This window comes from Streptococcus sp. F0442, from assembly GCF_000314795.2.
GTDB lineage: Bacteria > Bacillota > Bacilli > Lactobacillales > Streptococcaceae > Streptococcus.
Genome location: NZ_KB373315.1, coordinates 36,873 through 60,561, shown reverse-complemented (window position 1 = coordinate 60,561; position 23,689 = coordinate 36,873). Strand labels below are relative to the sequence as shown.

26 protein-coding genes are annotated in these 23,689 nt (G+C 44.3%); 1 reads left to right on the top strand and 25 read right to left on the bottom strand.

Annotation, left to right across the window (positions count from 1 at the left end):
• Positions 1–25: 25 nt before the first annotated feature.
• The 7 genes from HMPREF9186_RS06650 to HMPREF9186_RS06620 form a co-directional block, all read right to left on the bottom strand.
• On the bottom strand, positions 26–730 hold the full coding sequence (locus tag HMPREF9186_RS06650; protein ID WP_009731997.1) for a GNAT family N-acetyltransferase: 705 nt from the start codon (positions 728–730) through the stop codon (positions 26–28).
• Positions 727–1,047 carry a V-type ATP synthase subunit F gene (locus HMPREF9186_RS06645; RefSeq protein WP_003009443.1) on the bottom strand — a complete coding sequence of 107 codons (321 nt, stop codon included), beginning with the start codon at positions 1,045–1,047 and terminating at the stop codon, positions 727–729. The genes HMPREF9186_RS06650 and HMPREF9186_RS06645 overlap by 4 nt, the downstream gene beginning before the upstream one ends.
• A complete protein-coding gene (locus HMPREF9186_RS06640; RefSeq protein WP_009731996.1) occupies positions 1,028–2,047 on the bottom strand; it encodes a V-type ATPase subunit in 1,020 nt (339 codons plus the stop codon). The genes HMPREF9186_RS06645 and HMPREF9186_RS06640 overlap by 20 nt, the downstream gene beginning before the upstream one ends.
• A gap of 9 nt (positions 2,048–2,056) precedes the next feature.
• Positions 2,057–2,647, bottom strand: a complete 591-nt coding sequence (locus tag HMPREF9186_RS06635; RefSeq protein WP_009731995.1) for a hypothetical protein — start codon at positions 2,645–2,647, stop codon at positions 2,057–2,059.
• Between the two features lie 69 nt (positions 2,648–2,716).
• The gene (locus HMPREF9186_RS06630) at positions 2,717–3,196 is read right to left on the bottom strand and encodes a V-type ATP synthase subunit K (RefSeq protein ID WP_003009435.1); all 480 of its coding nucleotides are present in this window, start codon (positions 3,194–3,196) and stop codon (positions 2,717–2,719) included.
• Positions 3,197–3,226: 30 nt separating this feature from the next.
• Positions 3,227–5,188, bottom strand: coding sequence for a V-type ATP synthase subunit I (locus HMPREF9186_RS06625; protein WP_009731994.1), 1,962 nt, complete (start codon positions 5,186–5,188; stop codon positions 3,227–3,229).
• On the bottom strand, positions 5,178–5,501 hold the full coding sequence (locus HMPREF9186_RS06620) for a hypothetical protein (RefSeq protein ID WP_009731993.1): 324 nt from the start codon (positions 5,499–5,501) through the stop codon (positions 5,178–5,180). The genes HMPREF9186_RS06625 and HMPREF9186_RS06620 overlap by 11 nt, the downstream gene beginning before the upstream one ends.
• A 292-nt stretch (positions 5,502–5,793) precedes the next feature.
• Here HMPREF9186_RS06620 and HMPREF9186_RS06615 point away from each other — a divergent pair, with 292 nt between their 5' ends.
• The gene (locus HMPREF9186_RS06615; RefSeq protein WP_009731992.1) at positions 5,794–6,633 is read left to right on the top strand and encodes a MurR/RpiR family transcriptional regulator; all 840 of its coding nucleotides are present in this window, start codon (positions 5,794–5,796) and stop codon (positions 6,631–6,633) included.
• Between the two features lie 98 nt (positions 6,634–6,731).
• On the opposite strand, the gene HMPREF9186_RS06610 is transcribed toward HMPREF9186_RS06615, so the two are convergent.
• The 18 genes from HMPREF9186_RS06610 to HMPREF9186_RS06525 all read right to left on the bottom strand — a co-directional run bounded on the left by HMPREF9186_RS06610 (position 6,732) and on the right by HMPREF9186_RS06525 (position 23,686).
• Positions 6,732–7,619 (bottom strand): ROK family protein, encoded by an 888-nt coding sequence (locus tag HMPREF9186_RS06610; protein ID WP_009731991.1) that lies wholly within the window; start codon positions 7,617–7,619, stop codon positions 6,732–6,734.
• A 15-nt stretch (positions 7,620–7,634) separates the two neighbouring features.
• A complete protein-coding gene (locus HMPREF9186_RS06605; RefSeq protein ID WP_009731990.1) occupies positions 7,635–8,552 on the bottom strand; it encodes a dihydrodipicolinate synthase family protein in 918 nt (305 codons plus the stop codon).
• A 31-nt stretch (positions 8,553–8,583) separates the two neighbouring features.
• Positions 8,584–9,231, bottom strand: a complete 648-nt coding sequence (locus tag HMPREF9186_RS06600; protein WP_003009419.1) for a YesL family protein — start codon at positions 9,229–9,231, stop codon at positions 8,584–8,586.
• A 21-nt stretch (positions 9,232–9,252) separates the two neighbouring features.
• Positions 9,253–9,705, bottom strand: coding sequence for a YhcH/YjgK/YiaL family protein (locus HMPREF9186_RS06595; protein ID WP_003009416.1), 453 nt, complete (start codon positions 9,703–9,705; stop codon positions 9,253–9,255).
• A gap of 74 nt (positions 9,706–9,779) precedes the next feature.
• Complete coding sequence (locus HMPREF9186_RS06590; protein WP_009731989.1) at positions 9,780–10,619, bottom strand: carbohydrate ABC transporter permease; 840 nt, start codon at positions 10,617–10,619, stop codon at positions 9,780–9,782.
• Positions 10,620–10,634: 15 nt separating this feature from the next.
• Positions 10,635–11,522 (bottom strand): carbohydrate ABC transporter permease, encoded by an 888-nt coding sequence (locus tag HMPREF9186_RS06585; protein WP_003009412.1) that lies wholly within the window; start codon positions 11,520–11,522, stop codon positions 10,635–10,637.
• A 182-nt stretch (positions 11,523–11,704) separates the two neighbouring features.
• Positions 11,705–13,021, bottom strand: coding sequence for an extracellular solute-binding protein (locus tag HMPREF9186_RS06580; RefSeq protein WP_009731988.1), 1,317 nt, complete (start codon positions 13,019–13,021; stop codon positions 11,705–11,707).
• Positions 13,022–13,160: 139 nt separating this feature from the next.
• Positions 13,161–13,859: an N-acetylmannosamine-6-phosphate 2-epimerase gene (locus tag HMPREF9186_RS06575; protein ID WP_009731987.1), complete on the bottom strand. Its 699-nt coding sequence runs from the start codon at positions 13,857–13,859 to the stop codon at positions 13,161–13,163.
• A 170-nt stretch (positions 13,860–14,029) separates the two neighbouring features.
• Entirely contained in the window at positions 14,030–14,416 is a 387-nt protein-coding gene (locus HMPREF9186_RS06570) for a hypothetical protein (protein ID WP_009731986.1), read from the bottom strand.
• Between the two features lie 158 nt (positions 14,417–14,574).
• Positions 14,575–15,627, bottom strand: a complete 1,053-nt coding sequence (locus HMPREF9186_RS06565; RefSeq protein ID WP_009731985.1) for a zinc-dependent alcohol dehydrogenase family protein — start codon at positions 15,625–15,627, stop codon at positions 14,575–14,577.
• A gap of 163 nt (positions 15,628–15,790) precedes the next feature.
• Positions 15,791–16,114, bottom strand: a complete 324-nt coding sequence (locus HMPREF9186_RS06560) for a hypothetical protein (protein ID WP_003009394.1) — start codon at positions 16,112–16,114, stop codon at positions 15,791–15,793.
• Entirely contained in the window at positions 16,114–16,419 is a 306-nt protein-coding gene (locus tag HMPREF9186_RS06555) for a hypothetical protein (protein ID WP_009731984.1), read from the bottom strand. The genes HMPREF9186_RS06560 and HMPREF9186_RS06555 overlap by 1 nt, the downstream gene beginning before the upstream one ends.
• 13 nt (positions 16,420–16,432) lie before the next feature.
• Positions 16,433–16,990 (bottom strand): hypothetical protein, encoded by a 558-nt coding sequence (locus tag HMPREF9186_RS06550; protein WP_009731983.1) that lies wholly within the window; start codon positions 16,988–16,990, stop codon positions 16,433–16,435.
• Positions 16,991–17,241: 251 nt separating this feature from the next.
• Positions 17,242–19,893, bottom strand: a complete 2,652-nt coding sequence (gene adhE / locus HMPREF9186_RS06545) for a bifunctional acetaldehyde-CoA/alcohol dehydrogenase (protein ID WP_009731982.1) — start codon at positions 19,891–19,893, stop codon at positions 17,242–17,244.
• A 402-nt stretch (positions 19,894–20,295) separates the two neighbouring features.
• Positions 20,296–22,098 (bottom strand): acyltransferase family protein, encoded by a 1,803-nt coding sequence (locus tag HMPREF9186_RS06540; RefSeq protein WP_009731981.1) that lies wholly within the window; start codon positions 22,096–22,098, stop codon positions 20,296–20,298.
• Positions 22,088–22,492, bottom strand: coding sequence for a hypothetical protein (locus tag HMPREF9186_RS06535; protein ID WP_009731980.1), 405 nt, complete (start codon positions 22,490–22,492; stop codon positions 22,088–22,090). Before HMPREF9186_RS06535 ends, HMPREF9186_RS06540 begins: the two co-directional genes overlap by 11 nt.
• A 28-nt stretch (positions 22,493–22,520) precedes the next feature.
• The gene (locus tag HMPREF9186_RS06530) at positions 22,521–22,946 is read right to left on the bottom strand and encodes a low molecular weight protein-tyrosine-phosphatase (protein WP_009731979.1); all 426 of its coding nucleotides are present in this window, start codon (positions 22,944–22,946) and stop codon (positions 22,521–22,523) included.
• Positions 22,947–23,119: 173 nt separating this feature from the next.
• Positions 23,120–23,686 carry a nucleotidyltransferase family protein gene (locus HMPREF9186_RS06525; protein ID WP_009731978.1) on the bottom strand — a complete coding sequence of 189 codons (567 nt, stop codon included), beginning with the start codon at positions 23,684–23,686 and terminating at the stop codon, positions 23,120–23,122.
• Positions 23,687–23,689: the final 3 nt, after the last annotated feature.

The following is a 23,689-nucleotide window of genomic DNA, read 5'->3' as shown; positions in this document are numbered from 1 at the left end:
CCTGGGAATCCTTTGTTTCTTTGTTTTACTTTTGTGCTATCTCTCTTAGAGCTTGCTTTTGTTGGCCATTGGCATCGAAATTAGTTGGATCCAACCAGGCTTCGAAGCGCTCTTTGATTGCTGGCCATTCTTGGTCAATGATAGACAACCAATCTGTATCTCGAGTCCGACCTTTATAAACAACGGCCTGACGGAAACAGCCTTCATAGGTGAACCCTAAGCGCTCAGCTGCTTTGCGAGATGCTTGGTTTAAGGCATCGAATTTCCACTCATAGCGGCGGTAGCCTAAATCTTCAAACACGTAGCGCGCTAACAGATACTGGGCTTCCGTAGCCATGCGTGTTTTTTGGAGCGCTGGTGAGTAGGTGACTGCTCCGACTTCGATTACCCGATTAGCTTGATCGATCCGCATGAGAGAGAAAGTCCCCAAAGCCTTGCCTGAATCTTTGTCTACAATCGCATAGTAAAAGCGACCTTGATCTGTCATGAGATCATCTAATAAGCGGTCCCACTCCTCTTCATTGCGGGCAGGACCTTTGAACAGAAAGGTCCACATCGCTGCTGGAGAGTCCGGCCCGTAGACCTGATAAAGATCTGCTCCATGTTTTTCTTTTGAGAGGCGCTCGATCACGGTATAGCGACCCTCGATCCGATCAATAGCTGGCAGACGACCCGGTGTAAAATCCGGCAGTGCATCGCCAATCGCTTGGCCAAATTCATTTGTTCTCATAAAATATCCTGTCCTACTGCCTTTTCGACATTGTCCCGAATTCGCTGTTGGCCCAGTCCTGTAGTTCCTCTATGGGTCGGTATAAGGATCAGAGCCGGTGTCAGCTGCTGGTCGTAAAAAGCCACTGTATCTGGAATGGCCTGAGCTATATCCTCTGTCAGGTAGATAATCCCGAAGTTTTCCCGACTGAGTTTTCGCAAGGTATTGATCGCTTCTTGCGGCTCTGTGACCGGATAGGTTTGAAAGCCAATCAGGCGAAAAGGAAGGATGGCGTCCCGATTGCCCACAACGGCGATCTTATAGGTCTGTTTGTCCATAAATCGGTCTCATCCTTTCTTTGATGTCTGCTAGCGGAAAACCATTGTCCAAACCAGAGAGGACCAAACGAAGGTTGGTCACTTCTAACTCTTTTCCGTAAAGGTAACGGACAAGGGGTAGGGGTCCATCGACTTCAAAACGGCCAGCGTCTAGAAGACTGAATTTCACCAAACTTTCTAAATACTCCAACTCTACGGTCCTTAGTTGACCGGTGCGCATCTTTTCTTCATAAGTCTCTAAGGCAAGATCGTAGTCCAGCGGATTGATTTGATAAAACCAGGTCAACCACTGACCCGATTCTAGCAGGTCGATCACCTGATGGGCACTGAGACTCCCTTCATCTGAGAGCAATTGGTGCATGAAACTATGCGGTTTTTGCTGATCCAAGGCCCGCTTGACCGTAATCGCATTGTAAAAGTCAATGGTCACGTCCACTAACTGCTTCAGAATCGGATGATCTAGGCTGTCCCCTAAGTATCTCAGGTGTTTAAAATAAGCTAAGTCCATCCCGATTTCGAGAACCCGCAAGTCCTGATAGTCTTGGAATTCTTGCCAGGTTGCAGCCACTTCTTCCGCCATAAAGGCTGGACAATGCTCCGCAGAAAAGGTCGCCACCAAATGCTCGAGCACATCGAGAGAATAAGGACCGATAGGGATCAATAAATGTCCCAACTTGCGCTCTGTCGCCTTGTGTTTTAGATAAACCTTGAGATTGTGATAGGTGTACTTCAAGGTAAAAAGGCTAACCAGGTCTGACTGAGGGCTTACCTCAAAAGCCCATTGGTATTCTGCCAACAAGGCTGCCATCAGGCGGGCTTCAAGGGCTGCTAAATCCTTGATCTCCTGGCTATCTAGAGCATAGGACGTTCCTTGCAGCAAGCCTTCTCGACTCTCACTGGAGGGACTTGCAAGCAACTGCTCGAACTGACTGGGACTGACAAAACTAGCCTCACGTACGCTGATTCCTGTATTGACTTGAGAATAGGTCCGTTCGCTCATTGCAACCTCCTAGTTCTCTTCATCTGTGAAAATGCTGGCTGCCATCTGGTAGCTTTCTTGCTCCCAAATGGAATCCACCAAATCACGGTAGAGATAGTTGTCATCAATCTTCCCAACCGACAAGACAAAACCTGCTTGAGCTGGGATCGTCGCATCTGCAACTGTCACATTCTGATGAGTCTGCTTCAATCTATCGAGAGCTGCTGAATCAAATTTGCTAGCACTCACCGCCCCAAAGGTCAGAGTCACAACTTGCCCTTGATAGCGGTCTAAAATCGCATCTACAAACTGCATTTCCTTGTCAAGGGGCCAAGCCGCCATTGCTTCATAAGCATCTGAAAAGAGATCCTTTAAGACTCGTTGCTTGGTGACAAGGGTTGATTGGCGTTTTTTATTTTCGATTTGTTGGGTTTCACGTTGCAATTGACGTTGAATCCGCTTGAGCTGCTCAGCACGTTGATTGAGTTTATCTTGGATCAAACGATCTTCTTGCGCCGTCTCTTCTTTTAGGATGGTTTCCTTGGCCTCTTCTAAGAGTTTACGCCCTTTTTCGTGGGCTTGGGCCAAGATCGAATCCTTTAATTGGGTTTGTTCATCCATTCGTTATTTCTCCTATTGCATGCGTCTTTTGTTTTTCGTCTCGCGAGACGAATTCATCAAAGCTAGTTCTTAGCCGACGCGTAGGGTCAATAGGAAGGACACAACGAAGGCCAAGATGGCATAAGTTTCAACCATGGCCGCAAGGATAACCCCTTTCATCATGTCTTCAGGGCGTTTAGCCAAGATTTGCATCCCTGCTGTCGCAACATTTCCTTGGTGTTTTGCTGAGAAATAACCAACGATCGCTACTGGAAGAGCTGTAAAGAAGTATGCAACCCCTGTTTCAAGTGGCATATCTGGCTTAATTTGCAACCAGATCAAGATCCCAATAACGAAACCGTACAAACCTTGTGTACCTGGCAACAATTGCAGAATCAGGGCTTGGGCAAATTTTTCAGGTTGTTCTTTCAAGAGTGCTGCTGCTGCTTGACCCGTTTTACCAACCCCAAGGGCAGATCCCATCCCACTAAGTGCGACGGCGATCGCTACACCAAATGCTGCAAAGAAGGCGCCCCCATGGGCTGAAAAATATGATGCTAAAGATTCCATGAATATACTCCTATTTATTAAAGATAATACTTATTTTTTTGTTTTAATATAGCGTTCAGAAGGTTTGAGAGGACGAAATGGCTTGCCTCCTCCTTCGTAGAACTTGCCGAAGAACTCCACAAAGATCAAACGGGCTCCATGCACATATCCTGACAAGAAGGACAGGAACATATTAATAGCATGAAGGACAATAAAGAGCAGAAGTCCTACCGTAAACCGTCCAAGCGGTGGAAAGAGATTGACAATGAGGTTAAAGGCTGAACCGATACTAGCTCCAGACAAGCCCAAGGCCATCAAACGGGTGAAACTGACCAGGTCTCCGATATAGCCACTGACATTGTAAAGGTTAAAGAGACCAGACGCTAAACCGGACAGCTTCTTGGCACTGACAATGGAAACAATCAAGATCCCAATGGCATTCAAAATAGCTAGCCACTTGCCAATCGGAACTAGGACGCTCATCCCTGGTAAGATATTGCCTACTGCTAGAAGCATTAAGCCAAGTAGGATCAAAACCCAAGCAAAGCCCGCATTATAGGCTTCCGTGTAGTCTTTGAGGCGGACATTTTTCATCCCCCCTAGGAACAAGCCCACTAAGACAGTAACAAAACCAAAGACTACTGAGAGGATCAGGATGGTCATGGCGTTACTGGTCGTACTGATCAGGGCAAAAGGCATCTCAAATCCAAAGAAAGAGCCATAAACCACACCCCAAAGGGCAACTGAAATCCCGAGGAGACTGAAGAATCGAAGATTCTTTGCCGTACCAGGATTGAGTTTGAAAGCTTTGAGGGCAAAGCCTGTCGCTACCGTTAGCAACAATCCATAACCGATATCTGCGACCATCATGCCAAAGAAAACAAAGTAGAAGAGCGAAACGATCGGTGTCGGATCTTTCTCGTAATACTTAGGCAGGGCGTACATCTCTGTGACTAATTCAAAAGGCTCTACCAAGGCGCTATTTCGCAACTGGATCGGCACGTCATCCCAATCTTTTTCTGTCACATCGCGCGTCTCAAGTAAGACCCGAGAACCAAAGCCTTGTTGCAAGAAGTCTCGTAACGAGGCCACTTGCGATGTTTCAATCCAACCCTCTAAGGCTACCAAACTTTGCGTGCTGGCTAGCAGTGACTTGGCTTCCTCACGAGCCCCCAAGCTCAACAAGTAATCCATCTGATACTTGAGTTGGTCCAACTCCTTCTGGGAGTCTTGTAACTCTGCTAGGGTTGCTGCAACGACAGCTTCCTGCTCTTTGATTTCCCTTTCTAGGCGATCCAAGTAAACGGCTGGGACTTGCTCTTCTTCATAGTCCAATTCTTTGAACCCATGTTCTTCCAGAAGCTCCTGAACAGCTACACGGTCTCCCGAACGATACAAGATGACATAGCCGTGTTCCGTCTCAGACGTAAAGACTTCTTCTAACTCCAGCTCAGGATGAGCTTTTAAGGAAGAACGAACAGCGTCTGTATCGCTATTCGGGATGGTCCCAATCAAACCATGCACATAGTGAAAGGTAGCAAGGGCTGTTGGTGTCACCTCTAACGGTCGCCATTTTTCTAAGTGCTCGATCTCTCCCTTTGCATCTGCAATCTTCTGTCGAGCCTTGTCTAACACGCGCAATTGGCGTTTCAACTTGGTCAATAGAAGATCCTCATCTCGAATCATCCCGTGGGCCTGCAGATCATCAAAAGACAAGCTTAAGGGTTCTTCCTTCAGAGCTTGCAGGGCCTTCTTCTCAGGCATATAGGGCTCCAGAGTCTGAATCATTTTTTCAACTTGTTCTTGACGTTTTTGTAGCTCTACCAAGACTTGACGATTGTCCTCTGTCAAGGGTTGAGACAAGGTATTTGCCTCAAAAGCAGCCTGCCACTCTTCCTGTTCACTTAGGTCATAAATCTGGATTTTCGCCTCAGACTGCAGCGCTAGTAGGAGACTGTCCAAGTCATCTTTGGGCAAGATGAGAGACAGTTTTTGCATCTGACTAACGGCCATAGCTTGCTACCACCTTTTCTACAATGGCTTCAACTAACCCAGCTCGTTTATCGGTCATCGCTTGCTGTACTTTGGCATCATTACGCGCAACCGTTTCTGCCAGATCTTTCGTTAAACGGACAAGTTTTTCCTGGGCGTTATTTTCTGCCTCTGCGACCAATTGCTCCGTTTCCTCATCGTAATGCTGCGCCACTGTTGCAAGGCGATCGCGTGAATCCGTTCGGATTTGTTCGACTTGAGCTTCATAGCCTACAATCACTCCTTGAGCAGCCTGTTCGATCTCTTGCATCATCTCGAGTGTTGCATTCGACATCGTCACACCTCCTTATTCAACCATTGTTCTTCCAACAACAGTACAATTATCTTAAATTATACCACAATTCATATCGTTTGTTCAGGCTAAATCTAGAATGTTCAGAAAATTATGGATACGCACTAAGGCCGTCTTTTCAACATTGGTAACGTTCTCTTTATTTGTATATCCTGTTCCTAGTTTCAGTATTTCTTGATTTCTTTTACTTGAATAAAGCGGTTAGCCATGTTATAATGTGTAATATATTATAGGAGAATCCTGTTATTTCATTTTGCGAGGAAGGAGGATTGCTGTGAAACAAGATCAAGATTTACGCTCGATTATTGCCAGTCATGAATCAGAGCTGACAGATATGGAACGTGACATTGCCCAATACTTTTTATCGTCAGAAGCGCGACAGCATTCCCTGTCTTCTTCTCGTGTCACTGAGTTGCTTCATGTTTCAAAAGCAGCTTTGACGCGTTTCTCTCAAAAATGTGGTTTCACCGGCTATCGGGAGTTTGTTTATCATTTTAATGAAGAAACCAAGAATCAAAAACAAGTGCAAGATCATGACGAACTTACTCTCAGTGTTTTGCAACGCTACCACCATATCAGTAACGTCACTGAAAGCCTAGTAAACGATTCACAATTGGATCGGGTGGCTGAACTGATCGACCAAGCGGACCGGGTCTACTTCTTTGGGATCGGTAGTTCTGGTTTAGTAGCTCGAGAAATGAAATTGCGCTTGATGCGACTGGGCGTCGTTTGTGAGGCTCTGACAGATCAAGATGGCTTTGCTTGGACGACGAGCATTCTCGATTCCTCTTGTCTGGTCATCGGTTTCTCACTATCAGGAAGTACGAGCTCTATTACAGACAGTCTTCTAAAAGCCAAGGAAAAAGGGGCCAAGACGATTCTTATAACTTCTAACCCTGCGGCTATCCACCAAGGATATACAGAGGTATTGCCTGCTGCACCCCTTCCTAGTAGCACCTACATCGATCGAATCTCTGCCATTTTCCCTCTCCTCATTGTAGTGGATTTAGTCTATGCCCATTTCCTCAATAAAAACCGAGAACAAAAAGAAGTCGTCTTTAATAGCTACTGGGAAAACAAAAAACTCTCTAGTCAACGTTCTCGAAAATCTTAATATGGTCTCCCTATTTAAAAAACCATGAAGGTTGGGGCTTCTCTCATCCTTCATGGTTTTTATGATGAAGCAAAAACAAGTCGCCTGTGCGACTTGTTTTATGTTGCATGTTTTTGTCTAAAGTGATAGTAAGCTCCCAACATACCCGCAGCATTTTGATGATGGGCAAATTCCAAACGGATTTTATCTGCTAGGCTAGGTACAAGTTCGGCACACAGAGCTTGATAGATTTTTGGCTTGAGGATGGCTTCCTGGGCCATAATCCCCCCTCCAAGAACGATGACCTCTGGATTGACCATGTAGGCGATATTCGCTAATCCTTTTCCAAGGTAGGCCACCATCCGATCAATCCCTGCCATACAGATCTTATCTCCTTCTGTCGCCTGCTTGAAAATACGGCGACCATTCCACTGGTCTGAAGGATCGCCATGGCACGCCGCCACATACTCGACCAAGGCAGTTGTAGAAGCTAAATCTTGAAAGGCGCCATCTGGCAAATGAAGATAGCCAACTTCACAAGCTGAATTGCTAAAGCCATGAAAGACTTGACCATCCAACAGGAGGCAACCGCCAATTCCTGTTCCAATTGTCAGGCAAACAGCATTGTTCGATCCTTTAGCATGCCCTGTGGTAACCTCTGCAAGACCAGCACAATTGACATCATTTTCAATCTCACAAGGGAGCTGAAAGGCCTCCTCAATTTCCTTTTTGAATTGAGTGCCAGCATAGTTGGGAATTTGTGGTCCAGCATAAAAGATTTCTCCCTTATCCGGATCGACCATCCCAGCTGAGGAAATCGCAACTCCTGCCAAGGCATGCTTCTTTAAATAACGGGCTACAATTTCCTTCGTTGTCTTAAGAATGTGAGGTCCTCCTTTTTGGGCCTCTGTTGGCATTTCATGGGTCTCTATGAGTTGCCCTTCTGCATCGGCTAGACCATATTTGATACTCGTTCCGCCGATATCAATTACAACATATGGATTCATCTAGACCTCCTTTGATCAAAGGAATCTGTCTTTTGTGTCCTTAATGAGTTGAGCAGCACGTTGGATCACTTCTTGATCCGCTTCTACTACTGGCGTCAAAGGGGAGCGAACAGATCCCAAGTCCAAACCTTCATTGATGCGCAATACTTCCTTTATGACTCCATACATGTTTCCATGAGCAGACGTCAAGACTCCGATAATGTCATTGATGGCAAACTGCAAGTCACGCGCAGTCTCCAAGTCTTTCTCAGCAATCAGCTGATTGAGTTTCAAGAAGAGCTCTGGCATAGCACCATAGGTGCCTCCAATACCAGCTCCTGCTCCCATAAGACGGCCACCCAAGAATTGTTCGTCTGGACCATTAAAGACGATATGGTCATCACCTCCTAAAGAAGCAAAGATCTGAATATCCTGCACTGGCATCGAAGAGTTTTTCACTCCAATGACCCGTGGGTTTTTCAACATTTCTTTATACAGACTCGGTGTCAAAGCTACCCCTGCCAATTGCGGAATATTGTAGATGACAAAGTCCGTGTTAGGTGCTGCTGCGCTGATTTCATTCCAGTAGTGGGCAACACTGTATTCTGGCAAGCGGAAATAAATTGGCGGAATGGCCGCAATGGCATCCACTCCCAGCTCTTCTGCATGTCGTGCCAATTCCACACTATCCTTGGTATTGTTGCAGGCTACATGAGCGATGATGGTCAATTTTCCTTTAGCCACTGCCATGACTTCTTCCAAGACCAACTTGCTATCGGCTACGCTCTGGTAGATACATTCGCCGGAGGATCCGTTGACATACAAGCCCTGCACACCTTTCGCGATAAAATATTCTACCAGCGCACGTACCCGCTCCGGGCTAATTTCTCCTTGGTCATCATAGCAGGCGTAAAAAGCGGGGATGACTCCTTCATATTTTTTTAAATCTGACATTTTTTCTCCTTTTGTCACTAATGAATTCATTTTATTCTTGGTACTGGGCGAAAATCTTTTCCATTAATCCAACTTGTGCAAAAGCCAAGCTTGAAAAGCCAAACAAGAAAAAGATCATAAGCCCCAATAGGAAAGCTAAAACCGAGCTTGCAAGAGCCATACATAGAAGCAAGAGAGCACTTCCCATGACAAAGAACCAAGGAAAATGCAAGCCTGTCACAATCATGGCTTTTTGCAAACACTCTTTCCAATCCAATTGGTAGCGGGCCGCAATCGGATAAGCAGCCAATAAGATCAACACAAGAAAGAGAAAGAGGCCTAAACAAATGGTTTTCAAAGCTTGGAAAGCTAGGGAAGTTTGCCCCCAAAATAAGAATAAATCAAAGAGACAAATACCTGCAACAATCAGTTCTAAACTTCCTAGTTGTAAGCCTATTTTCCAATTGTCCCGAAAAGCCTTCGCATAACTACGAATCACCGGAACACGACGCTGGTGCTTAATGGCAAATAAGGTCTGATACAAACTAATTTTCGCAATTCCAATCGTGAGAACTGGTAAACAACTTAGCACAAATAAAAGATTAACAGTTACCAAGTCGAGGACCTTCTCACTGATACGCATCACTACATTGTCCGTGTTAAAAACGGTTTTGATCAATCCTGCCCCCTTAGATGACATAGGCACTCCTTTCTAACGTGATCAATCGATCGCAATTTTAAATAGATATTTTTTCACGATATCTTCTTGCCCTGCATAGCCATTGGGCTGGTGAGGCTCCCCTGGAAAGAAAATCGCAAAATTATGATAGCCTAGATGAAGCGGATAAGACTCCTGGCAATGGACAAAACCGATGTCCGATGCTTCATCAAATGCGAGCGCCTCACCTGTCACACGAGATCCATAACTCGAAAACTCATGCCCTTCTACCAATAAATGCAAATCGGCATATCTTTTGTGGTGTTCAAAGCGATCATTTTCTGCTTTGTTGAGGGTATTTTCTTGAACGACGAGAAAGACCTTATCCCCATCAATATCGTATCTCCCCAATTCAAAAGAATCCTTCCGATGCTCATAGAGAAAGTCAATGGCCTGATCCAGATTTGGGTGGATTCCTTTGTAAAAGGTGATGTTTTTTAAATCATCAAATATCATATTCTCATCCTTTCGATACTTCTCAGCCTAGAAAACCGATCTGTACACAACTATCGTTTGTCCAAACAGACGACTTATCCTTTGACCGCACCCATGGTAATCCCTTGTGTAAAGGATTTTTGGAAGACGAGGAAGACCGTAACGATTGGCACTGCAGCTAGGGCTGCCCCAGCCATGATCAAGCCATAGTTGGTGGCCATTTCGGCCTGCATGGTTGCTACCCCTAAAGAAATGGTCAAGTTTTGCCGAGAGGTCAGCATTACCAATTGCATAAAGTAGTCGTTCCAGGTGTTGATAAAGGTAAAGATGGCAAGGGCTGCAAATCCCGGCTTGACAATTGGGAAGGCAACGCTCCAGAAAGTCCGCAACTCTCCACAACCATCGATCTTAGCAGATTCTAAGAGTTCTGTTGGGATGTTTTCACTAAATTGTTTCATCAAGAAGACCCCGAATGGCCATCCGACCAGTGGCAAGATAACCGCTGCTAAGGTGTCGTGGATTCCCATAAAGTTGATAATGCGTACCAATGGAACCAAGACAACCTGTTTTGGAAGGGCCATAGCTGCAATGAAGATGGCAAAGAGAATTCGTTGCCCATAGAAGCGTTTCTTCGCCAAGACATAGCCAGCTAAGGACGAGGTCATACATACCAAAAGCATGGTTGCAAGGGAGATGAAGACACTATTCCACAACCATTGTAGGGCTGGGTTTTGCACCATCAACTGTTGGAAGTTTTCCATGGTTGGTGTCTTTGGCCACCATTGAGGTGGGATCATAATCGTATCTGGTTGAGACTTAAAGGCCCCTGTCAAGATCCAATAAAATGGGAAAATGAACAAAATTGTTAAAAGGAGCAAAATGATCGTTGAAATCACTGTAAAGGCAGTGATGGGTTTCTTTTGTGTTGGTTTCATCTGAGGCTCCTTTCTTTAGTATTCTACGTCATTTCCGAGGATCTTGAATTGCGCAAAACTGATGATAGCAATCATCACCGCAAGGAAGACACCCATGGTGTTGGCATAACCATATTCAGAGAGTTTAAAGGCTTTTTCATAGAGGTAGTACATAAGGGTACTCGTTGAGTAGTTCGGACCACCGGATGTCAACAATTGGATCAAGGCGAAACATTGGAAAGAGTTAATGGTCGTAATGATCGCAATATAAAGGGTTGTTGGCAATAAGCTTGGCCATTTGATCTTCCAGAAAACTTGAAATTCTGTCGCACCATCCACACGCGCGGCTTCTACGAGGGAATTATCAATATTTCCCATAGCAGCGATGTAGAGGATGATCGGTTGACCAACTGAAGTGGTCAACAAAATAATGATGATGGCCATCAAAGCCCAGTGTTTGTCCCCCAACCAAGAAATGTTTTGGTTGATGACATGTCCAGATTTCAATACAAAGTTCAAAATCCCTGATAGTGGATCATAGATCCATTTCCATACAACCGTTACCGCTACACTCCCTGTAACAACTGGAAGGAAGAAGACGAAACGATAGAAGGAACGCGCAATGGCATTTTGATGGTAGGTCTGAGAAGCCACAAACAAGGAGAACAATACTACGATCGGAACTGATCCGATAACGATGATGACAGTATTGATCAAGGACTTCACAAAGACCTTATCCGCAAACATGCGGGAATAATTTTCTAAACCGACAAACTTAAAGGATGTCATAGAATAGTTGAAGAAACTTGTCACAAAGCCCATGATCATGGGTGCTAGGACAAAGACCGTAAAGAAGATTAAAATGGGTGCTAGGAATGCGTAGGAAACGAGTGTCTCCCTCATTCGGATTTTGTTTACCTTCACAGTAAGGCACCTCCTAGTGTTCTTTTTCTATTTTCTTTTCTAAACATATCTTACGACTTAAGAAAAGAAGATCCAGAAAGAATGAAGACCCCTTCGTTCCATTCCAAAAAGAGAAATACGGATTCGAAGGGGCCTGCAAATTCTCGTTTCTATGAAAGACTTAGGTCTGCTTCATAGACTGATTATTTTTTCGTAATGGTTTCGTTTGCTTTTTCAGTAAAGGTCTTCAAAGCTGGTTCTGCTTTTTCATCCCCGTTTGAAACAGATTGCAACATTGGGAACCATAGGGTCCGCATTTCTGCAAAACCGTTGATCGTGTTGTAGTATGGTGAGTAGTATTTTGTCCAAGTGCTGATGGTTTCCATCCGTTTGTCATCGTACAACTTACCAAATGAACTACGAACTGGGAAAGCTCCTGTACGCACAACATCTTTTGGACCCCATTCTTTGTCGTCTGCGATGAACTGTACAAATTTCTTAGCAGCAGCAATTTTCTTTTCATCTTTATTATTGAAAACTGCAAATCCATTGACAAGGTATTCCAATTTTGGCTTGCCTGAGTCAGATGGGAATGGCACTTCTACTACTTCAACCTTACTTGCATCCAACAATTTAGCTTGGATACCGTTTTGTGAAGGCGCCCACAAGATGGTGTAAGAAGTTTGACCATTTGCAAAGTTTTGGATATCTGCCCCACCATCGAATTGAGAACCATTCATCATCAAGCCGTCATCGATCCATTTAGAAGCTTTTTCCAAACCTTTGACGAATTTCGCATCATCAGTTGTATACTTGGTTACTTTTTCATCAGTAACAGAACCGCCATAAAGGTTGGCAATGAAGGCACGAGTTCCTTGGTCTCCACCTTGACCATTACTGAAGAGTGATCCTGGTGTGTAGCCTTTGTCTTTCAAGGCTTTCAAGACTTTTTCAAAGTCGTCTGTTGTCCAGCCTTCTTTGACAAGATCCAACACGCCTGCATCTTTGAGCATCTTCTTATTCATCGCCATGTAGAATGGTGCTGAACTAATTGGATACATGTAAGCTGTGTCACCTGCCTTGCTGGCTTGGATGATATTTTCATTATTGACATCTTTGACAAAATCTTCTGTAAAGAGATCGTTCAAATCAGCCAATTTTCCATTTTTACCATACTGAATGATCCGTCCAGGTGCATCAAAGAGCACATCTGGAGCAGTTCCTGCTTCAATAGCCGTTGTGATCTTTTCAGGACCTGACTTGAAGTCAATCGTTTCCAAATTCACGTGGATATCTGGATTCGCTTTTTCAAAAGCTGCAATAATTGATTTTTCGTAGGTTCCGACACCATCTTCTGCTTTTTCTTGAGTAAAGACTGGGAAAGCCCACCAGGTAATTTCTGTTTTACCAGAATTTCCACCAGAAGATTCTGATTTTGATCCTCCGCCAGAGCCACAAGCTGCGAGTGCTAGAAGAGCTGCACCAGCTACCAACGAGCACAATACTTTTTTCATTTTCATGTGATTTCTCCTCACAATTTACGGTAAGATTACTCTTACAGGGGGTTATCCTCAATGAGGACGCCTATTCTTGTTCATGTTTCAGATTCGACTACTCTCTATTGGGTCTCCTCCTCCTTCAATCTACTGTTTTGTTTTCTCATTTTAAGGCTGCGACAAAGCGCTCGGTGATCTCTTTTGGTCGGGTAATGGCGCCGCCTACAACGATCCCACGAACCCCAAGATCATGGATTTTCTTGGCCTGATCAGGATAGTGGATCTTGCCTTCTGCGATGACATCCACTCCTGCTTGACAGAGGCTATGGATCAGTTCAAAATCTGGCCCATCAACCTTCGGACTGTAGTCCGTATAGCCCGAAAGGGTCGTTCCGACAAAGTCTACTCCCGCTTCGACTGCTGTCAATCCTTCTTCCAGAGTAGAGGTATCAGCCATCAAGAGTTGGTCTGGATATTTCTCTTTAACTTGATGGATAAAATCACTAATCGAAAGACCATCATGACGGGGACGTTTGGTACAATCAAGTGCAATGACTGCGATATCCAAAGCTGCCAGCTCATCGACTTCTTTCATAGTAGCCGTGATAAAGGGTTCTTCAGGTGGGTAATCACGTTTGATAATCCCAATAATTGGTAACTTGGTCACTTCCTTGATTTCCTTGATATCCCGGACACTATTGGCTCGGATTCCGACAGCTCCACCCTGTTCAGCCGCTTTGACCAAGAGAGGAATGACTCCTCCTGCTTCTGTATAGAGCGGTTCATGAGGGAGAGCTTGACAAGAAACAATGATGCCGTCTTTGATTTGTTCAATCAGTTCATCTTTTGTAATCTTTGACATAACTCCTTCTCCTTTGATAATAAGGCAACTCGAGTACTTGTAAAATGATTATAATCTATTTTTGAAGCGCTTACAACGTTAATCGTGCAATTGGATTATAGTTTCACATTTTAGGGGAAAATAAAAAGATCTCTGAAACTAGTTTCAGAGATCTAGGACATGATGATTCCCTAGGCCATCTTTTGAGTTGCTTTTTCCTTTACGACAAATACAAAACCGATAGAGCCTACGACGGCTCCAAGCAAGATCCAATAGACCATATCCGATGAAGTAATTGGGCCTGCCAAGAGACCTGCTAATAAAAAGAGATCGATATACAGTCTAGTATCGCGATAGAAGGTCCAATTGAAATGGTAGCTACCTTCTGGGTACTGCCGTGTCAATACAGACGGTTGAAAGACCTGCAGAAGAATCAGAATCCCAACAAAAGCAAGATAAGCTAGGCTAACTACCGAAAGCGGAGCCTGCATCGTCATAACCACAGCTACTATAAGCAAGACCAAGATCCAGAAATGGAAGTCCATCCAGAATTCACGATGATAACAAAACCGTTTCATAAGATTACACCTTTCTCTTAATGTATTCGTTTTCTACACTTATATTATAAGACAAGGAATTTTTTTTGCAAGGAATTATCGGCTATTTGGGACTGAAAATAGGACCAGAATATCTCTGGTCCGTCTAAAAAAACTATGAACAAATATTAGTTGCCACTTCATTCACTGATATCATTTTCGATAATGACCTTGAGTGCATGGTTTTCACCCGCGTGTTTAAAGACATCATAGGCTTTTTCAACTTCTGAGAGTTTGAAGTGGTGAGTAATGAGCTTGGTTGCATCGATCTTGCCTGATTTCAAGACATTGAGCAACATTTCAGTGGTATTAGCATTGACAAGACCGGTGTTGAGGGTAATGTTCTTGATCCACAATTCATCCAAATTAAAGCTAACTGGTTTTCCGTGAACACCGACATTGGCAATATGACCACCGACAGAGATGACGTTTTGGCAGACATCAAAAGTAGCAGGATAGCCCACACATTCCATGGAGATATCGACACCGCGGCCTTCAGTCACTTCATTGATAAAGGCCTTGATTTCAGCGATATCTCTGGAGCAGATGGTATGAGTAGCTCCAAATTTCTTAGCCGCTTCAAGACGAGATTCAGACAAGTCTACCATGATAATCGTAGCTGGCGAGAAGAATTGAACGGTCAAAAGAGCCGCAAGGCCAATCGGACCAGCTCCAACGATACAGACATTGTCCCCAGGTTTTACATGAGATGGAAGCACCCCGATTTCATAAGATGTTGGGAGAATGTCTGAGAGCATGACCAAGGCTTCGTCATCCACAGTTTCAGGCGCATGATAAAGACTGCCATCCGCATGTGGAATATGCACATACTCTGCTTGGGTTCCGTTGATCAAGTGACCCAAAATCCAACCACCATCTTCACAGTGAGAAGGCAGGCTACGTTTACAGTAATAGCAGGTGTTACAAGCTGTGACACAAGAGATAATGACCTTGTCGCCCACCTTGAAGTTATTCACCGCATCACCGACTTCTTCGACGATCCCGATTCCTTCGTGACCTAAAATCGTGCCTTCTTTACAAGCCGGAACATCTCCTCCTAGGATGTGAAGGTCTGTCCCACAGATGGTTGTCTTCAAGACACGCACAATGGCATCCGTTGGATTTTTGATCACTGGTTTTGGTTGATCAAGCAGTTGCAGATTGCCTGCAGATACATAAGTTGCAGCTTTCATAAGCGACTCCTTTTCTTTGTTGGTTTGACAAAACCATTTTATTTTCGTTTCTTTGTGAATATTATAACATATTAAGTAAACGCTTACAAGATTTTATGAGCACATTTTTAAAAGTTTTTTGAGCAAACAAAAACATTCCTCTTATCTCTACCAGAGGAATGTTTCAATCACCTTGTTCTAATTGTTGGCGCTGCTTATAGTACTCTTGCTGCTCTCGTTCACGTTCTTCTTCTAAACGCTCTTCATAGCGCTTGAGTTCTGCCTCAAACTCTTCTTGCAAGGCAAATAAACGCTCCAAGCCACTTTGAGCCTCCGCACTTGGGGCTTGAAAATGCAGAGCACTCAGCCAGTCTACTAAATTTTCTGTATGTTGGCGGACATCCATACGCATATCCGCATAATCCCACTCCAACTCGCTAAGTTTCTGGTTGAAGCGGTAATGTCGATCTTCTAGTTGTTCTAATTCACTATTTCCTGAATGGTACATCACATACCTCCTTTAATCGGACTCAATAAAATCGGCTTTTTCACTGATTTCAGTGCTGCTTCTGCCGCGTCCGCTGCTCCTCCTGTAAATCCATCTTTCAAATCACTAACTAGAGTTGTTGTGGCAAAAGAGCGCATCTTTTCGGATTGACCGCTCAAAGTCACCTGCAAACTCATCCCTTCCAACATCATCAAGGCTTTCTGCGTTGCAATCAAACTTCTGATCGCAATCCGCTCTTGCTCCTTTTTAATCTCTCGATGGAGCTCCTCAATTCGTTCTCTGTCCTCTCCCAGGATCTCTAACATCTTTTTCTCCTACTTATGAAAAATCAAAGGCCGTCGCTTGTCCCTTGTCCAAGTCCACCAATTGAGCTGATGCAGCCTCCAGCTGACCTGCCAAATCTGACAAGCGAGTGGAGTAGGCCTTTGCTTGGGCGAGGTTTTCCGCCTCTACTGCTTGGTCCCAACAAGTATCCATGGAGAACTCTCCTAATAGTTGCTCCACTTCTGCGTCTGTTAAAAATTGGGCCATGCTGTGGGCCATTTGAGACACCTCAGCGACCTTATGAGAAACTGTCTCCTTAGCCTCTTCAAGCTTATCCTTGACTTCTGCCTCAAAGACAGTTGCTTGCGCTGAAGCATTCTGCGCTACTGCCAGCACCAATTCCTCCCGCAATTGAATGGTCTGGGTCCCAGACGCGCTCGCTAGTTGCCGATGGAGGCTAGAAACGCTTGGCCTTTCCTGCCCATACATGGAGACCACCGAAGCAGATGATGGCTGATTTTCTGAAGTGGAAGTTTCCCGATCTCGTTGAGGCATTTCAATAATTTTCTGTGCCTGATCTTGTCTTCCTTGCACGTCACCTTCTAACTCCATTTGAGACGGCCTCCTTTCTTGGATTTGTTTTTTCGTTTCCTATAATTGAAAAAGGATCATAACCCTTCAGCTACAGGCAGATTCACACACTATAGGGTAACATAAAATAGCTCGGAATGCTATAAAAATAACACAATTTCTGAAAAAAAGTCTAATTTTTTATGAAAAAACGAGTTTTGGACCCAAATAGCAAAAATCCCCCGCTCTTTCGAGTGGGGGTAGCTGATAAACATCAGTTGTTCCTTGACGTCTTATTTACGACGTCCTGGACGTTCCTTGTAACCATAGTAAGCATCTTCGATGATTTCTTGCATATGGTCTACCATTGGAAGACGTGGGTTAGCTGGTGAACATTGATCTTCATAAGCAAGGAAGGCCAATTCACGAGAATGTTTCTTCCATTCTTTTTCATCGATTCCTTGTGCTTTGAAGTTCATTTCGATACCACAGCGTTCACCGAGTTCGTATACAGCTTTTGCGTAAGCTTCAACGGCTTCTTCTGGAGTAGAGCATGGAAGTCCTAGCATACGAGCGATATCTTGGTATTTTTCATCTGCACGGTAGTAGTTGTACTTAGGCCATGTTGCTGTCTTAGCTGGGCGTGTACCGTTGTAGCGGATAACGTATGGAAGCAAGATGGCATTGGTCCGTCCGTGAATGGTGTGGAATTGCGCACCAATCTTGTGAGCCATTGAGTGAGAAATACCTAGGAAGGCATTGGCGAAGGCCATACCAGCAATAGTTGAAGCGTTATGCATTTTCTCACGTGAGTGGAAGTCTGCATTCTTCACTGAGCTTTCCAAGTTTTCAAAGACAAGTTTGATGGCTTGAAGAGCAAGACCATCAGTGTAGTCGCTAGCCATTTGTGATACGTAAGCTTCAGTCGCGTGCGTCAAGACGTCCATACCAGTATCAGCCGCAACAAATCCAGGAACTGTCAATACCAAGGCAGGGTCTACGATTGCCACAGTTGGTGTCAATGAGTAGTCAGCGATTGGGTATTTACGGTTGTTTGCTTTATCAGAGATAACGGCAAATGGAGTTACTTCAGATCCTGTACCAGATGTAGTTGGGATCGCGATGAATTTAGTTTTCTTACCAAGCAATGGGAATTTGAAGGCACGTTTACGGATATCCATGAATTTTTGTACAAGGTCACGGAAGTCCACTTCTGGTTGTTCATAGAAGAGCCACATTACTTTAGCCGCATCCATTGGAGATCCACCGCCGAGAGCGACGATAGTATCTGGTTTGAAGGCACGCATGATCTCTGTACCACGTTCAACAGTTGTGATATCTGGATCTGGTTCAACGTCTGCAAAGATTTGGTAAACTACCTTGTTGCGACGAAGGTCAAGCTGTTCGATGATACGATCAAGGAAACCAAGCTCTACCATAGCGTGGTCTGTAACGATCATGACACGTTCAACGTCACGACATTTTTGTAGGTATTCAATTGAATCACGTTCAAAGTATGTTTTTGAAGGAAGTTTCATCCATTGCATGTTATTTCTCCGGCGTCCGACTTTTTTGATATTCAAGAGGTTGATGGCACTAACGTTGTCCCCAACAGAGTTGCGTCCGTAAGAACCACATCCAAGTGTCAATGATGGCAAGAAGGCATTGTAAACATCCCCGATACCACCGAAAGTCGAAGGAGAGTTGCAGATCACACGAATGGCTTTAACTGCTTTACCAAATTCTTTGGTCAATTCTTCGTCTGCTGTATGGATAGCAGCTGAGTGACCAAGACCGTTGAATTCAACCATTTGGCGAGCTTTGTTAATTCCGTCTTCACGGCTTTCAGATTTCAAGACAGCGATGACTGGTGACAATTTTTCACGAGTCAAAGGCTCTTTTTCACCAACTTCTTTACATTCTGCCGCAAGGATATTGGTTCCTTCTGGAACTGAGAAGCCAGCTTGTTCTGCGATCCATGCTGCTGGTTTCCCAACGATGTCCGCATTCAATTTCGCACCCGCACAGTTCTTGCTGTTGGCTTTCACACCGAAGCAGAACTCTTCAAGAAGGGCTTTTTCTTTTTTGTTGACAAAGTAAGTGTGGTAAGATTTGAATTCTTCAACAAACTCATCGTAGATTTCTTTATCGATGATGACCGCTTGTTCAGACGCACAGACCATACCGTTGTCAAATGATTTAGACATGACGATATCGTGTGCTGCTTGGCGGATGTTGGCTGATTTTTCAACATAGGCAGGAACGTTTCCGGCACCAACCCCAAGAGCTGGTTTTCCACAAGAATAAGCAGCTTTCACCATGGCGTTACCACCGGTCGCAAGGATCGTCGCAACTCCTTCATGGTTCATAAGGGCACTGGTTGCTTCCATAGAAGGTTGGGTAATCCATTGCACACAGTTCTCAGGTGCTCCAGCTGCAATTGCTGCATCGCGTACGATTCGTGCCGCATGAGCAGATGATTCTTGAGCAGATGGGTGGAAGGCAAAGACGATAGGGTTCCGTGTCTTCAAGGAAATCAAGGCTTTAAAGATTGCTGTTGAAGTAGGGTTGGTTGTAGGAGTGATCCCGCAGACAACTCCGACTGGCTCAGCAATCAGGGTCAAACCAGTGACGTCATCTTCTGAAATGACACCAACCGTCTTGGTGTGACGCATGTTGTTTACAACGTGTTCACAAGCGAACAAGTTCTTGGTTGCTTTGTCTTCAAAGACTCCACGACCAGTTTCTTCATAAGCATGAAGAGCGAGCTCACCGTGTGCGTCAAGAGCAGCTACAGATGCTTTTGCAACGATGTAGTCTACTTGCTCCTGGTTCAATTTGCGCATTTCTTCAAGCGCCACTAGCGCTTTTTGCACCAACTCGTCTACGTGTTTTTCAGCAGCGAGTTTCTTTTCTTCAGGTGAGAGAGTTTTTTTATCAGCCATTTGATGCTTTCCTCCAATGTTTGAAACCCTTATCCTTTTCTAGAACTTTTTCATGTTTTCGGAAATTTTCAAGAATAGTGTAAGAAATTTCGATTTGTTAATTATTTCACAATATAATTGTACTCTATTTTGAGATTTTTGTAAACACTTCCAAGCAACTTTCACAAAGATTTTTTTGAAGCTTGTGAAAGTTTTATCAATTTGATTGCTGTAAAAGCAATTCTTTAGCAAAATTGTGAAAAAATAATTTAAAAAACTTTTTCTTCACAAAGTGATGTTTTCAATTGATTTTTGTAAGCGTTTTCTTAATCTTACTAAAAAAAGCAACTTTTTACAAGTATAAAGTTGCTTTTTGTTTTATTTTGTTAGGATATGTTTTGTTTCAGTTTCAGAGAAGTATTTTTACTTCTTGACTGGTCCTTTTTCAGCCTTATCTAGGGCTTCTTTAACTGTTTGAGCATAGAGTTCCCCGCCATTGGTTTCCATATTGAAGTGAACAGAGTCTGTTCCCACCCAAATGTTTGGATTTTCAATTGCTACTTGGTACCAGTCCGCAATAGTGATAAAGTCGTGTTTCTTGGCTAGTTCCAATTCATAAAGACGCGTTTGAACCGATTCACTGGACTGATCGTTGGCATATCGACCATCATATGGTGTCACAAGGATCAAACGACGGCCTTTTGGAAGTTTTTCAACATACTGATCCAGTAATTCTTTGTAGTTGCTTACAGTATTGGTTCCTAGGGCAATGACCACATTTTTTAGGAGAACTTTATTGGAGATATCGGTCTCAAAGACCTTCATTCCATTTTCCAACTGACGGCTTACCACTGCATCGATCTGGATACCCGGAATCGCTTTGGTTAGATAGTCCTGCGCCCGCAAGTTAACGGAGTCACCGATCATGGTCACACCATTTGAGACGTTATAGTCTGTTGCAGTCGCATTATCCACCTGCGTCCGTGTGACCTGCATTTTGCTGTCTGCTTGATTGAGCCCACTCACTACCAAACTCTCATCAAAAGCTCCGACGGTTGGTGCAAAGGCGGAGATTCCAAGCATCAAGAAAGCCAGTGGAATCATGAGGTAAAAGATCGGCTTGGTCAAAAAACTGAGATCCATCTTCATGCCAAAGACACGAGGTTCCTTGCCTGCAATGGTTGGCTCCAAAATATAGAAGGAAAGAGCTGTTAGAATCAAGGAAACGATCGTCGTCACAAGGGCTCCCATCATATTTCCCAAGTGTTGAGAAAAGATAATAAAGAAAGGCCAGTGGAAAAGATAAACGCCATAACTGGTATCCGCAAGAAAATTAAGGATAGCCGGCTCTTTTTTATTTGGCGTCTTCTCATGAAGAATGCGGGCCGACAGAATCATAGCACAAGCTGCGATTGTCGCTGCTAAAAAGCCAAATAGATAGGTCCACAAGCTATCAAATGGCAAGAAAAGACTGAGCACAAACAAGAAGGCAAAGCTTCCACCCAAGACCGATAAAGTCTTTTTCATACTCCAAGACTGCACCAGCTTTGTAAAGTTCGGGCTGACATTAGCAATCCCTGTCACCGTTGCTAGGCATGATCCCGCAAAGAAGGGGAAGATGTGAGTGAAGCTAGAAAAATAGATGGTAGAGAAATTAGCTGTCAGAAAGGCGCGGATGAACATGGATAAGAAGGTAAAGAGAAAGAGCCCGCTGGATGCTAAGAAGAGCATGCCTCGGTATTTTCCAACCGTCTTAGCCCGCTTGGCCAAGAACCATGCCAAAAGTGCCCACAGCACATAGTAATGCACTTCTAGTGCCAAACTCCAGGTATGAAGGAAGAGATGCGGAATGAAGTTACTTTCGTAACTACCACCCGTTGCCATCTCAAAGAAATTGGTCACAAAACCGAAGACCGCCGCAATCTGAGTCCCAATACCAGCCACGTAGTCCCGTTGGACCATAAAGGTAAAAGGCATCACGATCAAGACCATAAAGACAAGAGGCGGTACAATCCGGTAAAAGCGTCGCTTCAAGAAAGCCAGGTAGTCGATACCTTGATTACGCGCAAATTCATCAATCAAGAGCGCTGTAATCAAAAATCCTGAGAAGGTGAAGAAAATATCTACCCCAATGAAGCCTCCAGGAAAGGCTTTTTGGAAGTAATGGTAAAGCAATACCAATAAGAGTCCTGTAACACGGACCAGTGAAAACCATTTAATGCGCATTTTGATAAATCCCCTGCTTGAATGTTCCTTTGTATACGACGTTGGCTTCTGTGGTTAAGGTGCCTTTGCCCTCCGGCTGACCATTGACAAACTGTCCCTCATAGGTCCATCCATCCTTAGACTTGAACTTGCCATAGCCACTAAAAGAGCCGTTGACGAGGTTACCTGTATAGGTATCCCCATTTTTGAAGGTGACGGTTCCCTTGCCATTCATCTTGCCACGGACTAGACTTCCGTCGTAACGGATCGCCCCCTTGTCCAAGGTCAAGACGCCCTTACCTGGAATGGCCGAAAAGAAAACCATCAAAGCAGATAAGACAATCACTACTAATGCTGCTATTTCTAAATTTTTTCGCGTCAGATAGACCTTATAGGTCTCATAAAATTCTTTCATATTCTGTATTCTCTCACATATCAAACTCTTAAGAAGTTGCTAACTGATCTAACCAGGCCTTACAGCCAGTCAGGACTCTGGAATAGGTCTCCTCAAAATCACCGGTATACCACGGATCTGGCACACTTTCAGCAGCAAAAAGATGAATCTTGTGCTCTGTCCCTGCAGGAGCCATTCGCTTCAGATCCACTACATTGTTTTCGTCCATCCCTAGGATCAAATCAAAGTTGTAAAAATCCTCTTCCTTGATCTGTAAGGACGTCTTAGCTGGATCATACGGGACCTGGTGTTGTTGAAAGATTTTCTGGGTTCCCCGATGGATAGGATTTCCATGTTCCCAGCTAGAAGTAGCCCGACTTTCAATCTCATACTGATCGGTCAAATCCTTCATGACAAACTCCGCCATGGGGCTCCGACAAATATTTCCTAAGCAGACAAAGACAATTTTTTTCATGATTCCACCTAACTCCTTGTTCGGACTGCCCAACCTAGCTGAGCTCTTGGCTTTCCACTATGGAAAACCAGCATACTATTACTATTATAACAAAAATGTGACAGAAAGATGACAAAGTGGCTCCATCATTTTAAAGAAAAATCAGATTCCCTTTTCAAATCTGATTTTTTTCTCTATTTTGGAAAACGAACCTCCAATTGAGGCCATTTGGTCTGCCAATTCTTCTTTTTCATTCGCTCTGTATAAACCGCCAAGCGCTCTGGACTGGCTAAAAAATGTGGAGTCGGCTCAACGATAAAGTCTTCGATATCCCTTGTCCCATAAGGGAGAAAGAGCTCTAGCTGACCATCTTTCCTCAAGCGAACTGCAAGTGCCGTACACTGCTCGGGGTATTTAGAAACCGCATCACAAGCACTGCGATAAGGAGCCGTCCCCGGACTATGCTGGTGCATATAGACTTGATTTTTCACTTCCCAAGCGTACTGGGGATAGGTCTTCTTTAACTCCTGCTCGATCTGCTGAGTCTCCTCATAGCTGATCTCAGGGTCATAAAAGACCAGATCCAGATCTGTCGTCGCATCAAACCCTGGTTTTCCAGAGAGCTGGTTCCAGATGAAATTGCGCACCGCACCTGCTGCTAACCAGGCATCTGTTAGGTTGAGATCTCGAATGATAGCCAAGACAGTCATCATCTCCGGATCCGCTTGAATTTGTTCTACTATTGCTTCTTCCGTCAGCATCTT